The following is a 15,045-nucleotide window of genomic DNA, read 5'->3' as shown; positions in this document are numbered from 1 at the left end:
GAGGAATAACCCGATGGCAGAAATAGAACTCAAATTCCAGATTCCGCCACAGTCTCGTGTGCAATTTGAACAGGACATCCAGAAACTTCAGCCGACTCGGCATCGTCTGTGTGCACGCTACTTTGATACTGAAGCGCAACAATTACAACAACATCAGATTGCCCTGCGGCAACGTCTGGAAGACCAGCAATGGATTCAAACCCTGAAAGCAGCGACCGAACAACAATTTGAACGTTTTGAACTTGAGCATGAATTAAAAAGTCCTCCGGAACATTGTGATTTTCAGTTATATCGCAAACATAAACCGGCCAAAAAAATCCTGAAACAGGCGCTCGGTGATCTGGAGACACCGCTTATTCTGCAATTTGAAACAGATGTCGTACGGTATGTACTCACAGAAAGTCATCTGGACAGTAAGATTGAAATTGCCTTTGATGTCGGAGAAATTCGACACAATGATCAAGCCATCGATATTTATGAAGTCGAATTTGAGCTTAAATCCGGCCAGCTGAGTGAATTGATTGATTTCATTCAGCCCTGGGTTCAGCGTTATGCTTTGTGGCTAGATACACGGAGCAAATCGGAACGCGGTTATGCCTTATTACATGGCGAAGAGAATCTGCCGATTCAGCATCAGCTTCCCTTAGTGCTTGAACAGAAAGATCAGATCAGTACGATTTTGCAAAAGATTGTCACCAACTGTCTGGCTCATCTTTTCCCAAATGCGACGGCGATTGCTGCAGAAAATTATAATAGTGATCATGTGCATCAGGCACGTGTTGCGATTCGACGTTTGCGCAGTGCCTTTAAAATTTTCCAGTCCGTAACTGAACATGTACAGCCAGAATGGCCAGAACAGCTGCGGGATATTTTCCAGCAACTGGGTTCTACCCGAGATCGCGATGCCTTGGCAGAAAGCCTGATTCCACAACTAGAAAAAGCAGGTTCACCCTTACTGAAATTACCACCACACCGACAAAAACAACCAGATATCAGTACACTGTTCAGAAGTCCTGCCACAGTAGAATTAATGCTGCAACTATTCAGCTTTAGCCAAGAAAATACAGAGGGTAAAGCCAAGTCTTCGCATAAAATTTTGTGTAAAGGCCTGAGCAAGCTGCACCAGCAAATCTGTCAGGATGCCGAGAACTATCAAGAACTGGATATTGAATCCCGACATCGCACACGCAAACGGGTTAAACGCTTACGCTATAATGTAGAATTCTTGCAAAGCTTATTTCCTGAAAAAGAGGTTAAAGCCTATCTAAAAGCCTTAAAACCCTTGCAGGAAAGTCTCGGGCATTATAATGACCTATTTGTAGCAGACGAATTATTTAGACCTTATGTCAAACAACAGGCCAAGGCCTGGTTTGTGCTAGGCTGGATAAGTGCGGAACAGCAGCGTTTGTCGAACGAAGCAGCAGAGCGTTTACAGCAGTTTGCAGAAAATACCAAGCCCTTCTGGTAAGACCGGGCTTGGTCAAATTGTGCTAGCGATATTTGCCGAATACTTTCCAGGTATTATTGTCTGCCAGAGGATCGTTATAACTGTCGCTGCGTTGCTTGCGTGGCTTATCGCGTGCATCGACCAGTTCAAAATGTGGCTCAACACTCAGCACAATCCCATTCACATAAAAACGGGTGCGCGTATATTCGCTCTGGCCATGCTGAAACACATAAGTGCGTAAATCTACAAATTCACGGTGTGCCACTAATACTGCGGTATCGTCACTATCAAGCCACTGCCGCATGGCCGCAACCTGTTCTGGCTCGAACTGGCCACATTTTTCGATCAGACTGGCGACCCCACGAAAAGTTTTGGATTCTTTGGCACGGGTTTTATTGATCCGGATCCGGTCAACATGAAAATAAAACAGCGGCAGGTTTAAATGACTCGGCAGATGGATCGCATCCAAGATTTCATCTTCCATAAAAGGCTGAAACAGATCCTGTGCTCTTTCAATCAAACCGAGCCACTGGCTATAGTATTCATCTACCTGTGACTGGCTGCCATAATAAATCGGCAAGCCTTCAACATTGGCCAGATTTACCGGTGGCCAGATATTCTGGCGCAATAAGGCAATATCACTTTTTAGACTTTGTACTGCAATCGCATCCTGCATGGCATTCACTTTTATATGCTTAGGCTATTTTTTAGATTAAGGCAAAGGTTTAGTTTCTGCAAGGCTTTGCCTATAATTAGCGATTGAGATTTTAGTGTTAGGAACAAATTCATGGTTCAAAAGATTGAAGCAACCGATGTAACCGAAGAAGAAGCGTTAAATGCGGCATTCTTTGAACGTGCTGATGAATTTATTCAACAAGCCAACGAGTTTTGTCGCGTAGAAAAAGGCTCACAGGAAAAACCGAGCGATAAGCGCGGTCAAGTCAGTGCGGCGATGTTATTTGGTACTGCCCGTTTCAATACCTGGGTGGCAGCAAATAATTTTAAAGATGGCAACGAGATGCGTGATGCCAAAGATCAGGTCATGTCTTATATTTTGCAGCAATTTCAAATGATGCTGGAAGATAACTATGATGAATACTGTGAACAGTTCGAAAACTATTTGCGTTTTCGTCACAATGAAGAGTTTCATGCCAACAAGCATAACCATGATCACAAACACGATCATTGATTAAAATATGAAAAGCCCCGCGGGGCTTTTCATATTTGTTGTAATTTAAGATATTGACTTTAAAGTGATTTAAGCACTATATAAATTGAATAATAAATAAACGAAAACAAGGCATAGCATGCAGCAACTTCCCTTCCCGATCATTGACCCACATATTCACCAATGGGATCCGTACAATACCCCACATGCGGCAGCGCTAACTGTTGAAACCCAAAGACGTCATTGAGACCATTGGCCTGACACAGCACCTGACTGCACCTTATCTGCCTGCAAATTACAAGAGAGATGCAGGACATTATGAAGTTGAGCAAGTTGTGCATGTTGAAGCCAGCTGGCATGACCAGAAAGGCACAGGCGTGGTGGATGAAACCCATTTTATCGCTGGACTTCCTTTTGACCAGCACAATATCCAGTTAGGTGGAATTGTCGCTACGGCTGATCCACGGCAGAAAAAATTTAAACAGTTGATTGAATTGCATCGCGAAGCTTCTCCCAAATTTCGCGGCATCCGTAAAATGGCTGCGGTACATTCAGATAAAGGAATTCATGCCTGGACGGATGAACCGCATCTCTATCGTAATAAAGATTTCTTGAAAGGTTTTGAGGAACTGGCCAGGCAAGATTTAAGCTTTGATGCCTGGGTGTACTCTACCCAGATTGCGGATGTTACTGCGCTGGCCAAAGCCTTTCCAAACACCCCTATTGTGCTGGATCATCTGGGTACGCCCGCAGGTTTATTTGGCAAAGTGGGCAAAGCTACAGGCAAGACCGAACAAGATCGCACCCAGATATTTGCAGACTGGAAAGATCAGTTGGCAGAACTGGCCGAATGCAAAAATGTATCGACCAAAATGTCTGGTCTGTTTATGCCAGTCTTGGGACATGATTTTCACACGCAGAAACGGCTGGCAAGTAAACAGGAATTAGTGGAACGTGCCGCACCCGTGATCCAGCATACTTTAGACTGTTTTGGTTCTGGGCGCGTGATGTTTGCATCCAACTTTCCAATGGACAGTGTCAGTAGCTCACTCACCAACATTATTGATGCCTTTAGCGATATTGTGCAGGACTACAATGAAAATGCCTTAAAGTCGATTTTTTATGAAAATGCTAAACGTTTTTATCGACTTTGAGTAGATGAGAACATGCTAAGTTGGATAACAGATTCCAGTCTAAATACGCCTTCAGGCAAAGGACTTTGTATTTTACTCACTATTATTTCAAGCTGGATAACGTCTTATTATTATCAAGTGGCGATCCATCATCCTTTTGATCAAGATATTGCTTTCGTTTCAACTTTGATTGGCTGTGGAATATTGATTTTTCTTCTTATCGCATCTGATTGGAGTCTGCCCCTATCTATCCTTGCGGGCATAATCGGAGGAGTTATTTTTAGCCATAGAGCAACCTGGAGCATAAAACTAAAATCAAAAAATCCCCTCACTTGAGGGGATTTTTTATCAACACTATGATGTTTTCACTTGCTTACCGTACTGATCAGCCATCACTTCAACCAGCTGATCCGGCTTGATGTATTTTTTAATCATGGCATCAATATCAGCTTTACTCAGTTGAGCAATTGCTTGATCACGTTTTTCCCGATAAACCAGATTACGGTCTTTTTCCAGCTGTGGAATCAGCATAGCGTGAATACGACGATCATCTTCCAGTGCAGTTAAACGCTGTTTCAAGATACTGGCTTTTGCCGCTTCCACTTCCTGTTCAGTCACGCCACGTGTCAGCAGTTCATTGAGTACCTTATGCACTGCCTGAGAAACCTGTGCGGATTTTCCAGCCGTATAATTGGCACTAATCATCATGGCGCCCACATCTGCCCATTCATCGAGTTGCACATCTGCACTAAAACCATAGACTAGTGCATTTTTCTCGCGTAGCTCTTGTGCCAGTCGTGACGATAACTGTGAATCACCCAGAATATATCGAAATACCTGTAATGCAGGTGCATCGGCATGATCTGCGCCGACCGGCATGCTCATGAATGCCTCATAACTCCCGAATTCACGCTGCTCAGACAAAGCATGAATTTTCTGGGCTGGATAGCTTCGATATTCCGATTTCAGACGCTCATAAGGCTGTGTAGCTTTCCAGTCTGAGAAACTGTTTTTCAGCGTTTTTTGCATCGATTTTGGATTAAACTCACCTGTGACCGCGATTTGTGCATGCTGGGTTTTTAAAAACTGCTGATACAGTGCCATAACCTGTTCGCGAGTCGCTTTCTGATACTGTTTTTTGGCCAGTTCAGGCTCGAAATGGAAACGCAGATCGCCAGGCTGATAGATCTCGATCGTTCGGGCCATCGTCAAGCTCGACACCGTATCTGGTTCAGTATAAGGACGATCCAGACTGGATAAAGTCTGTCCCTTGATTAAATCAAACTGACTTTGTTCAAATGCCGGCGTTTTCAGCACATCAACCACATACTGAAAAAACTCTTCAAACTTTTCTTTTTTGGCGCTGATCTGCAAGGTCAGGCCATTGCCCGATGCACCGGCAGTTGCCGAACCGCCTACTTCAATAATTTTATCGGCAATCTGCTGCAAGCTTTGAGTTTCCGAAGAGCGCAACATTAAATAAGCCGTCAGGTCCAGAATCTCGCCTTTATTCATCAGGCTTTGAGCGGTACCAAAATCCAGTGAAATTGTGGCATAGACCTTGTCATCGCGGGTAGTCGTCGGAAACAGCGCGTATTTAATGCCATTTTTCAACTTGCCACGCTGAATCTGTTTGTCTTTACTGTACAAATACTGTTTGGATTCCTGGACATATTGCTTTACTTCAGCCTGATAGACACTGACATCTTTCATTGGCTCTTCTGCTTCAGCCTGCTGATCCAGAGTTTTTGCCGGTGCTTCTGTCTGTGCCAGTTCCTGCGCTTTCTTCTGATCTTCCGGGGTAGGTAAAATATTGCCAGAAATACGGTATTCAGGTTTTAAAAAATTCTTATAGACCTGATTGACCTGATTCACACTCAGGCTTTGAATTGCATTCAGATCTTTAAAATACTGGCTCCAGTCACCTGAATACGCCACTGCATAATCGCTTAAACGTGAACCCAAAGCAGTCGCACTGTTTTTAATATTGTCGGCCTGATTTCGGGTCAGATTTTTAGCCCGGTTTAATTCTGCTTCGGTAAATGGCTGACTCTGTTCTACGCCTTGAATCAGTCCCTGCTCTATCGCTTGTGCCTGATGATTCGGAGCATAGATTGCTCCCATAAACACCAGATTAAAGTCTTTATCCAGCCAGGTACTGGATTGCACCGCTGTTGACTTCCCAGTTTCCACCATATTCTGATAGAGATGTCCACTTGGCTGCAAAGTATAGAGCGTTGGCGAAACAGCCAAAGCCGTTTTAATGCTTTCTTCGGATTGATTCAAATAAAGATTAAACTTGGCCAGATCACTGCCTTTCTTTACTGTAAATTCACGCTGTTTGATTTGCTCTGGTTTAAGCGCTGGGACTTTCACTTGCGCTGGTACATTTCGGGATTGAATCGGACTGAAATGCGTATCCAGCTGTTTTAAGACTTCGGCCTTATCAAATTTGCCCGAAATGACCACAAAGGCATTATTCGGTGCATACCATTGACGGTAAAAATGGTTTAGTTCCTGCATATTGATTGATTGCAGCTCATTTAGGTCACCAATCGGCAAACGGCCTAAATACTGATTGCCATAAGCAGATTTAAACACCTGATCGATCAATACTGAAAATGGCTGATCCAGACGAATTTCACGCTCGCGTTTTACAATATCAATTTCAGTCGGTACATATTTTTCCTGAAGCACCAGCTTGTCCATGCGTTCGGCTTCGAGAAAAATGACTTCACTCAGCGCAATTTTTTCAGGACGGATCACATTAGTATATTTGGTTGAGTAATAGTCGGTACTGGCATTGGTCATCAAGGTATATTGATCCAGTCGACGCTGGAATTCATCCCCTTTGACATTTTCTGTGCCTTTAAAGGCCAAATGTTCCAGCAGATGCGCCAGACCGCCCTTGCCTTGAGGATCATTCAGGGAGCCGGTCAGATAGACCGTATTCATAAAAACTTTATTTTCTTTATCATTCGGTGCCAGGATAATGCGCAGTCCATTATCCAGTCGGTATTCTTCAACATTTTGTTCCGTTTTCACCAAAACAGGTTGTGCAAAACTCAGTGCACTACAGCCAGACAATACAATCGCCAGACTTAAATTTTTATAACGTAGCAACATTCTTCATCCAAATTATAAATATAAATTTTTATTCGCGCCCTTCTTAGAGAATGATTCTTTTTCTGAATAATCTATTCCAAGCCGGACCATCAAAATAACATGCCGCCTCACCTGACGACATGTAGTTCTATGTAATTAAAAAATTAAAGATAAATCTCAGCTTGCATATATAGCTTGCCGTAACCGGAAATTTCAATTCGATTCTGATCTTGCAAGGCACAATATAGCACCCCACCACGCGCCGAGGCCTGATAGGCAACCAGTTCATTTTTACCAAGTTTCTCGGCCCAGAGCGGCGCAATTCCAGTGTGAATTGAACCGGTTACCGGATCTTCATTGATTCCATTACTCGGTGCAAAATAACGTGAAATACAGTCGTATTGGGTATCTTGTGAAGTGATCGCGACGTCTAAATAGGTATTCTGAGCAGTAATGGCTGTACGCTTGCCATTCAACTGTTTTAACAGTTCAAAATCAGGCATTTCATCCAGCACATCCTGTACCGATTCATATTCAACAATATAGCCCTGCGCGTTCAGATAAACCTGTTTAAACGGTTTGCTCAAGGCCTGTCTTAAAGCTTCAGGATATTCAGCAACTGGCTCTGCACGACGAACTGGAAAGTTCATTCTGATCTTGCCATCTGCATCCTGATTGACTACAAAAATGCCTAAGTCTTTTACATGAAAATGAATCGTTTTCCCCGTATCAAATTGATTGAATAGTACAAAGCTGCTGGCCAATGTCGCATGACCACAAAAATCCACTTCCTTGGTTGGCGTAAACCAGCGGATGGCATAATTATCGCTATCGATGACTTTAACAAAAGCCGTTTCGGACAGATTATTTTCCAAGGCGATATTTTGCATCAGACCATCTTCGAGCCATTCATCCAGCACAATCACGGCTGCAGGATTGCCTTTAAACAGTTCCGTGGTAAACGCATCGACCTGGTACATTTTCATTTTTTGAATTCCTGAATATAAAGATCTCTAGTTTAAAAGCTTTTTTGCAAGAATGAACTTGAATATGTTAATGATCTCATTAATCTAGCCTATTAAATGAATAGAGCAAATGGTGCTGCATGACAAACTCCCATATTCAAAGTGTTCCTTTAGAAAAAGCTTATCGTCTGATTACCCATGGCCCTACTATACTGGTTTCTGCTCAAGATCAGCACGATACAGATGTCATGGCCGCAGCATGGGCATGTGCACTGGAATTCAGCCCCGCCAAAGTGACGGTGGTTCTGGACAAAAGTACCAAAACCCGAAATATTATTGAAAATTCAGGTTATTTCGCGCTACAAATTCCGACACTGAAACAACTGAATATGGTCTATCGTCTGGGTACGCAGAGCTTGCATGATGTGCCGGACAAACTCTCACAATCAGGAGTAGAACTATTTCATTTTCCTGATGCTGATATTCCTGTAGTACAAGGCTGTGCGGCCTGGATACTCTGCGAGCTGATTCCTGAGCCGCATAACCAGCAAATGCATGACCTGTTTATAGGCAAGGTGATTGCAGCCTATGCCGATGATCGGGTCTTCCGCGACGGCCACTGGCATTATCATGAAGTGGCTGAAGAGTGGAAAAGTATTCATCATGTAGCCGGCGGGCATTTTTACACCATCGGCAATGCGGTGAGCATTGATGATCCGGAATTATAAATTTTTCAAATTTGGAATAAATGAAAGTAATCGCGGATGATCAGACGATATCAACCAGCACCAGAGTAGCCGAAATTATGCTACTTTATCTATAATCTTCATTTGATGTGATGTGCTATGACACCCTTTAAAATTCACTGTATTGATGTCCAGAATTCACTGCAAAATTATATCTGGTTGCTTGAACATACCGCGTCGCATCAGGTGGCTGTGATTGATCCAACCGAAGCAGAATTGGTACAAGACTATTGTGCCGAACACGGTTTAACTGTAAGTCAAATCTGGCTGACTCACTGGCATAAAGATCATATTGGCGGTGTGCCGGAACTGATCCAAGGACAAAATCTGCCTGTGTATGGCCCACGGGCAGAACTAAGCAAAATTCCGTTTATCACCCATCCTCTTGAGCATGAAGAACAGTTTAATTTTCATGGAATAGATATCCAGGTGATTGCTGTACCCGGGCATACACTCGGCCATATTGTTTATTTTATTGATGCGATTGATGTACTGTTCTGCGGCGATACCTTATTTGCCATGGGTTGTGGCCGGGTTTTTGAAGGCACCTATTCACAGATGTATCATTCACTGTCCCGTCTGGCTGCCTTGCCACCGCGCACCCAAGTCTATTGCACCCATGAATACACATTATCGAATGCACAGTTTGCCAAACACGTTGAACCGGACAATTCGGCAATTCTGGAACGCTTCGAACATATTGAGCGTTTGCGTATACTAGGCCAGTGCACGCTGCCAAGTAGTATTGAAGATGAATTGCAAACCAATCCTTTTCTGCGCGCAGAAAGCGTGGAAGAATTCCAGCGTTTAAGAACCCTGAAAGATCAGTTTTAAACCGGATTCAAAGCTGAAGATCAATGCTTCAGCCGACTTACTTATTTGTCATTTGCGATGCATAGAATGTTATTGAAAGGCACGTACAAATTTTGCACAAATTGGAATAAGTTGAATCTCCATCTAAAAAATGTCTTTCTGTGCCATTTTTGCTTTCTTATAATTAATCAAGTCCTCTATTTTTTTAGAAACCAATTTCAGTTCCAACACATGAAATAATGACTTATAAATAACAGGATGATATTGATTTAAATTAGAGAAATTCGTGGAACATTGCTTAAATAATCAACATGGAACCTAATAAATTATTTAAAAAGCCCAATTTACTTGAATTGGGCTTTTAAAAAACTATAAAGGTATGATTTATATATAATAAAAAAAAGAATTTCGGATAACGTGTATTATGTTAATTCTAGAAAATCGTAATAGGATAATAAAAATCTATATTGTTTTAAGAAAACTCTCTTATGATTAAATCTCTATAGTTCTTTTAATATTTGCTATGTATCAAAGAATCAAAAAATGGGCTAAATCAATTAAAAAAGATATCTTGGTTGTTTGGCTTATTGCAAAAGACAAGCGAACGCCCAATTCTATAAAGTTTTTAGCTTTAATTATTGCTGCCTATGCCTTCTCACCAATTGATTTAATTCCAGATTTTATTCCCGTACTTGGGTATTTAGACGATATTATTGTTGTACCTTTAGGTATTTTATTAGTTATCAAGCTTACCCCACAAAACATTATAGATGATTGTAGAATTCTTGCAGAAACCTTAGTTGAAAGGCCTATAAACCGTTGGGCAGCAGGAATTATTATCCTGATATGGCTGTAGTATTAGGATATTTAACCATTTACTTCATGAACGATTCACTGTCTATACTGTCTATTTTTGACAAGTGAGATTTAGATACCCTCTCTCATTTGCACCCATTTAATATAATGGGCATTATTCGAAATTAAACTTTAAACCAAAATAGAAATGAAATATCTGCTTTCAGAGCATGACATTAGTTCTGTCGTTCAACTTTAAAAGTGACATTGGCCATGTCGATCCCGAATGATGATATGTAGGATAGCATTAACTAGTTTCTTGGATTCTATTTACTAAAACTGACAACGTATCTGTCGCATGAAGCAATGTTAAAGAATCTGGTTACTTTGTGCATAAGTATCCAGTTCACCTTGAGTAACGACACGCACCGCCTGCATTTCATCAATACGTACCAGTAGCAAGCCACCTAAAGCAGGCTGATAACGACGGACACTGCCAAAAGGCGTATAGGTCACTTTCGACTGAACACTAAAGCTCAACCAGTCTTCATGTCCCCACATCACAGCAACCGGCTCAAGTCCCTGCTGTTGCATCAATTTAATTTTCTGATTCACATAGTGTTCAATGGTCAGTTCAGTCATGGTACGAGTATTCAGTTTTAGAATTACATTTCAGACAGTATAAAGCATGCAAATGAGGTTAAAGATCAGAAAACCAGCAGCCGGTATTCTTTTAATAAATAAGTCGATTGGATTTTAATTTTCTCATTGTAGATCTGAAATTTTCTATTTCATACGGTTGATAAAATTAGAAAATAACCTGGTTCACTAATAAGCTATTGAATTAGAAAATTAATTATCCAAATTTATAGCTTATAAAAACTTAATATTTAGTTACAACCTATTCAATATGATAAAAATCATTTACTTAACGTTTAAATTGATTTTTTCTTAATCAACCGATGTTCACTATATACACAAATTCATTTAAATTAATTTAAATAAAGGCATTTGCCCTTTAAAAGATAATTTTTCACCCTTATTTAAGATTTAACAATGATGAAGGAGTGATCTCGTGAAAAAAGTGGTTAAAGCGAAAAATTTGATTGCATTTCGACTATGGTTAGAAAAATTGGGATATTCGGTACGCACCCTGGCCGATGATCGTGGTTTCAGTTTCAGCTTCAAGAAAGAATATGGCCTGGTGACCTGTGATCTGGCAGGTAATGCCCTGGCACTACAACTAGGCGAGGAATTTGAAGATCATTTAAAAGCCTGATTGCTTCTATTTAAGAGCAGAAAAATAAATTAATCTTTCCACTGATTCAACAGCGCTATTCTCCAGTTATTCAGCCCATTTCGATGGGCTTTTCTTTGTTTAGTAAATTTGAGGCAATAAAAAAGCAAGGCATTTGCCTTGCTTTAATATGATGGTGGGGACGGAGAGACTCGAACTCTCACACCTCGCGGCGCTGGAACCTAAATCCAGTGCGTCTACCAATTTCGCCACGTCCCCAATGGCTGTGTATATTATAGAGATAGACCGACATTGACAAGCGATTTTACAAGCAATCACAATCTATTCCACTATAAAATAAACAGTTAGTTCTATTTTTTAATTTTTTATAAAATTTCTGCCGAAAATTTGATTCATTTTAGGATATGACTGCCCATTCGTTATTTTTAATCATTTCGATTCAATTCCAGCATTTTAAATTAAAACTCAAATGAATTTCTAATCTTGATCAACATAGGCATTCAGAATACTGAAACTATTATTGATAAATAATGTCTGAACCAGTGCTTGAAATCAGAATACAATACCGCATAAATAACAACAGCTTTACCAAATTTCAGGCAATAAAAAAGCAAGGCACTCGCCTTGCTTTAATATGATGGTGGGGATAGAGAGACTCGAACTCTCACGCCTAGAAGGCGCTGCGACCTGAACACAGTGCGTCTACCAATTCCGCCATATCCCCATGGCTGTGTATATTATAGCGATCAGACCTGATTCACAAGTAGTTCTGCAAAAAGCTAAATACTTTTATATCAAAAATTAAGCAGTTAATTCATTATTGAGCAAATAATGCTCTATTTAGACCAACATATAAAATTGATGAATACAATGGAACTGATCCATATAACATTTAAATTATTCAATATGCAGATTGCATGCAATACCATGAAATTTGCTAAAGTTCTGCCCTTGCATGATCATTCGCTGGAGAATTTAAATCCAGAACGCATTGATGTTCATCAACCATGACAGCAAAAATCTGGTACTAAAAAACCGCCCTTAAATTTCAGGCAATAAAAAAGCAAGGCACTCGCCTTGCTTTAATATGATGGTGGGGACGGAGAGACTCGAACTCTCACACCTCGCGGCGCTGGAACCTAAATCCAGTGCGTCTACCAATTTCGCCACGTCCCCAATGGCTGTGTATATTATAGAGATCATTTCCAGCTGACAAGCCGTTTATCATAAAAAAACACTCGTTTGATTAAATAAGAAACAATCCTAGTTTTATTGTATTTTTCTCATTCAATTTCAGTCATTAAGTAGTCTTTAACCGCTTGAAAATCGGCCAATCTATGCTGCTTCTGCTTACTTAACATTTCTTCTAATAAGCCTTGAAAAGCCTGTAAGTGCTGCGGTAACTCAACTTTCAGACGCTGACAATGCAAAAAGGCCCAATCCAGATAATCTGTCGCCTGTAAACGCTGACCACTCAACCACTCATAAAAAATAACACCCAAAGCATAAACTTCACTTTGTAAGCTTTTAGCTTGGCCTTGAAACAGTTCAGGTGCCATATAACGCGGTGTCGCATTCAGTTCATGCAGGTCATTCTGATGGAGTATTTGGACATGCTCAAAATCAAGCAGGCAGACCCTGCCCTGATTATTTACAAAATGTTCTTGCTTTAAATCGGCATGCAAATAACCCAATTCTTGCAGGCAGATTAAAGGCTCCACAGCTTGCAGCAAATGTTGCCGAATTTGCGTGATGGATTGCTGATGCGGCATGATCTGAAAATGCGCCGGCGCATCGACCAGAATTAAGGCCTGCTCAAATTGTTCATGATTGATCTTGAAAAGCTGTTGAATAATTTGATGTGGAAGGAAAAAATTTAGATCACCTGAGCTGGCATGAGCCTGATAAAAATCCAGCTCATGTTGCCAGCCTAGTTCAGCATGTGGAGATGATATTAAACTATCAGATCTATGCGATATCTGGGTTTTTAGCCAGAGCGCATTTCCCTTGGCATAATAAAGACGCCGACCAAAACCCAGACTACGGGCTTTGGTTCGTAGTTCAAAATCAGAAATATCGAGATGATCTAAATTAAGTCGTGGCAATGTATTCAGGTATTGGATTAAGTGTATGCTGATAATTTAGCAGCTCCAGACAATGCTGAATAGTTTTCCCGACCCGTTCCTGAGTCTCAATGAGGGAAATTTTCGGCCATGTGGCACGCTCGCCTTCACGCTGTAAAATTTTAAACAGATACGGCCGTGGATTCTGCAACATATAGCTATAGTGGCGCAGGCTATATTTACCGACAATATTCACATCACCATAATAACGCTGGTCAACTACACCATAGCCATGATCCAGCAGACGGCGTACAGGAGGTAAGCTTCCGGCATGCTCTCTGGCAAAATCCATCATGCCTTTGGTAATCACCGCGCCCTGACGGCGAACAATCCGTTGCGGCCAGCTCAAGGTACCTTTACGGAAACGTGAAATATCATCCTGCATGAATGGCACGATATGCGGGTTGGTCTGACTGGCAATGGTATAATTAATATTATACAGGCGTGCCATTTTCTCCTGCGGAAAATCACTGCGCACGCTGCCATCCACCCAGCGGGTTGAACCCATATAAGGCGTATATTGACCATCATAGCGCTTACTGGTCAAACGAACCGGTGGAAACAGAACCGGCACCGCACAAGACGCCAGTACCGCACTCCAGACCAGCAAATCCGGAGAAGTATAGGCATTTAAAATGCGTGCATCCTGTCCAGCATCATAAGGTGCAACCGCAATATTGATATGCAGACTTGAGGTTTTGAGTGCTTCTTCGAAGGTCAGATCACCCAGATTTTCGACCAGAAATTTTTTTAGATATTTTACATCCGCCAGACCACCATTACCTTTCATCAATTCACTCATGGTGCGGAAATGAAAAGCCTCATGAAAGAAATTATGGCCTTTCAAAATATCAATATATTGCGAAGGTTTGGATACACCTAACATGGCGGTCATGATGGCACCCGCACTTGAACCGGACATTACCTTCGGCAACAAGTCCTGCTCCATTAAGGCTTTGCATACACCAGTATGAAACAGACCCAGCGTCGAACCACCGGAAAACATCAGGGCTGGCTGGCCATAGGCGCGCTGACAATGCTGAAAATATTCGATTTTTTCTTCCATACTGAGACAGGTACAGTCTATTGAAGCAATATAGGCTAAGCCTTGGCTGACTTCTTCGACATAATCTTCAATAATTCTTTTAGTGCCCACATAGGCTTCGGTAAACAGTAGAGGATGGGCAATGTTGGCAATATCGTAGCTCAGGCCTTCGCGCAAAATATACATCAGGTCACGGGTGCGCTTTTGTTGTCGATAGCGTCGTAATTTACCCAGACGATGTGCGATCACTTCTGCATCAAAGTAGGGTGAACTGTTATCAAATTTCCATTCCTGTGCACCTGATTCTTCATCTATTTTCAGGGCAATATATTTCCATTCCTCATAGGACTCAGCCTGTTGCAGCTGCTGCTTGAGCTTTTTAATACGATAGGCCTGATGTGGATTAATATCCTGAGTAAAATCTTTAAACAGCATCTGCCTTTTCCC

The 15,045-nt window shown here is 41.5% G+C and carries 13 protein-coding genes, 3 tRNA genes and 1 pseudogene; 8 read left to right on the top strand and 9 right to left on the bottom strand.

What is annotated here, in order from left to right; all coding sequences use genetic code 11:
• Positions 1–13: 13 nt before the first annotated feature.
• Positions 14–1,468, top strand: a complete 1,455-nt coding sequence (locus F995_RS09585; protein ID WP_004646634.1) for a CYTH and CHAD domain-containing protein — start codon at positions 14–16, stop codon at positions 1,466–1,468.
• A 22-nt stretch (positions 1,469–1,490) separates the two neighbouring features.
• Here the strand turns inward: F995_RS09585 and F995_RS09580 are convergent, their stop codons facing one another.
• Positions 1,491–2,123, bottom strand: a complete 633-nt coding sequence (locus F995_RS09580) for a hypothetical protein (protein WP_004646633.1) — start codon at positions 2,121–2,123, stop codon at positions 1,491–1,493.
• 111 nt (positions 2,124–2,234) lie between these two features.
• On the opposite strand from F995_RS09580, the gene F995_RS09575 reads away from it, so the two are divergent.
• From F995_RS09575 to F995_RS16635, 3 genes and pseudogenes are all read left to right on the top strand, one after another.
• Positions 2,235–2,636: a DUF3144 domain-containing protein gene (locus F995_RS09575; RefSeq protein ID WP_004280011.1), complete on the top strand. Its 402-nt coding sequence runs from the start codon at positions 2,235–2,237 to the stop codon at positions 2,634–2,636.
• Positions 2,637–2,754: 118 nt separating this feature from the next.
• Positions 2,755–3,769: pseudogene (locus F995_RS09570) on the top strand (amidohydrolase family protein).
• 12 nt (positions 3,770–3,781) lie between these two features.
• A complete protein-coding gene (locus tag F995_RS16635) occupies positions 3,782–4,084 on the top strand; it encodes a hypothetical protein (RefSeq protein WP_141278898.1) in 303 nt (100 codons plus the stop codon).
• 18 nt (positions 4,085–4,102) lie between these two features.
• Here the strand turns inward: F995_RS16635 and F995_RS09565 are convergent, their stop codons facing one another.
• Together F995_RS09565 and F995_RS09560 are read right to left on the bottom strand one after the other, a co-directional pair.
• Entirely contained in the window at positions 4,103–6,874 is a 2,772-nt protein-coding gene (locus tag F995_RS09565; RefSeq protein WP_004646630.1) for a M16 family metallopeptidase, read from the bottom strand.
• A 143-nt stretch (positions 6,875–7,017) separates the two neighbouring features.
• On the bottom strand, positions 7,018–7,839 hold the full coding sequence (locus F995_RS09560; protein WP_004646628.1) for a PhzF family phenazine biosynthesis protein: 822 nt from the start codon (positions 7,837–7,839) through the stop codon (positions 7,018–7,020).
• Positions 7,840–7,958: 119 nt separating this feature from the next.
• On the opposite strand from F995_RS09560, the gene F995_RS09555 reads away from it, so the two are divergent.
• The 3 genes from F995_RS09555 (at position 7,959) to F995_RS09545 (ending at position 10,233) form a co-directional block, all read left to right on the top strand.
• Positions 7,959–8,546, top strand: coding sequence for a flavin reductase family protein (locus F995_RS09555; RefSeq protein WP_004646627.1), 588 nt, complete (start codon positions 7,959–7,961; stop codon positions 8,544–8,546).
• A 117-nt stretch (positions 8,547–8,663) separates the two neighbouring features.
• Positions 8,664–9,398: a hydroxyacylglutathione hydrolase gene (gene gloB, locus F995_RS09550; RefSeq protein ID WP_004280019.1), complete on the top strand. Its 735-nt coding sequence runs from the start codon at positions 8,664–8,666 to the stop codon at positions 9,396–9,398.
• A gap of 502 nt (positions 9,399–9,900) precedes the next feature.
• Positions 9,901–10,233, top strand: a complete 333-nt coding sequence (locus F995_RS09545; RefSeq protein ID WP_004646626.1) for a YkvA family protein — start codon at positions 9,901–9,903, stop codon at positions 10,231–10,233.
• A 308-nt stretch (positions 10,234–10,541) separates the two neighbouring features.
• Here F995_RS09545 and F995_RS09540 read toward each other — a convergent pair whose 3' ends face one another.
• Entirely contained in the window at positions 10,542–10,814 is a 273-nt protein-coding gene (locus F995_RS09540) for a hypothetical protein (protein WP_004646625.1), read from the bottom strand.
• Between the two features lie 433 nt (positions 10,815–11,247).
• Between F995_RS09540 and F995_RS09535 the strand changes: the two genes are divergently transcribed.
• On the top strand, positions 11,248–11,451 hold the full coding sequence (locus tag F995_RS09535) for a hypothetical protein (protein WP_004280022.1): 204 nt from the start codon (positions 11,248–11,250) through the stop codon (positions 11,449–11,451).
• A 152-nt stretch (positions 11,452–11,603) separates the two neighbouring features.
• Here the strand turns inward: F995_RS09535 and F995_RS09530 are convergent.
• The 5 genes from F995_RS09530 to F995_RS09505 form a co-directional block, all read right to left on the bottom strand.
• A tRNA-Leu gene (locus F995_RS09530) sits at positions 11,604–11,688 on the bottom strand.
• 380 nt (positions 11,689–12,068) lie between these two features.
• A tRNA-Leu gene (locus F995_RS09525) sits at positions 12,069–12,154 on the bottom strand.
• 367 nt (positions 12,155–12,521) lie between these two features.
• Positions 12,522–12,606: transfer RNA gene (locus F995_RS09515), tRNA-Leu, on the bottom strand.
• A gap of 107 nt (positions 12,607–12,713) precedes the next feature.
• On the bottom strand, positions 12,714–13,535 hold the full coding sequence (locus F995_RS09510; RefSeq protein ID WP_004646623.1) for a protein kinase domain-containing protein: 822 nt from the start codon (positions 13,533–13,535) through the stop codon (positions 12,714–12,716).
• Positions 13,522–15,033, bottom strand: a complete 1,512-nt coding sequence (locus F995_RS09505) for a DUF3336 domain-containing protein (protein ID WP_004646622.1) — start codon at positions 15,031–15,033, stop codon at positions 13,522–13,524. The genes F995_RS09510 and F995_RS09505 overlap by 14 nt, the downstream gene beginning before the upstream one ends.
• Between the last annotated feature and the right edge of the window lie 12 nt (positions 15,034–15,045).

It is taken from the genome of Acinetobacter sp. CIP A162 (genome assembly GCF_000367905.1).
GTDB lineage: Bacteria > Pseudomonadota > Gammaproteobacteria > Pseudomonadales > Moraxellaceae > Acinetobacter > Acinetobacter lwoffii.
The sequence above is the reverse complement of the archived record's forward strand: the minus strand, read 5'-3'. Positions and strand labels throughout refer to the sequence as shown.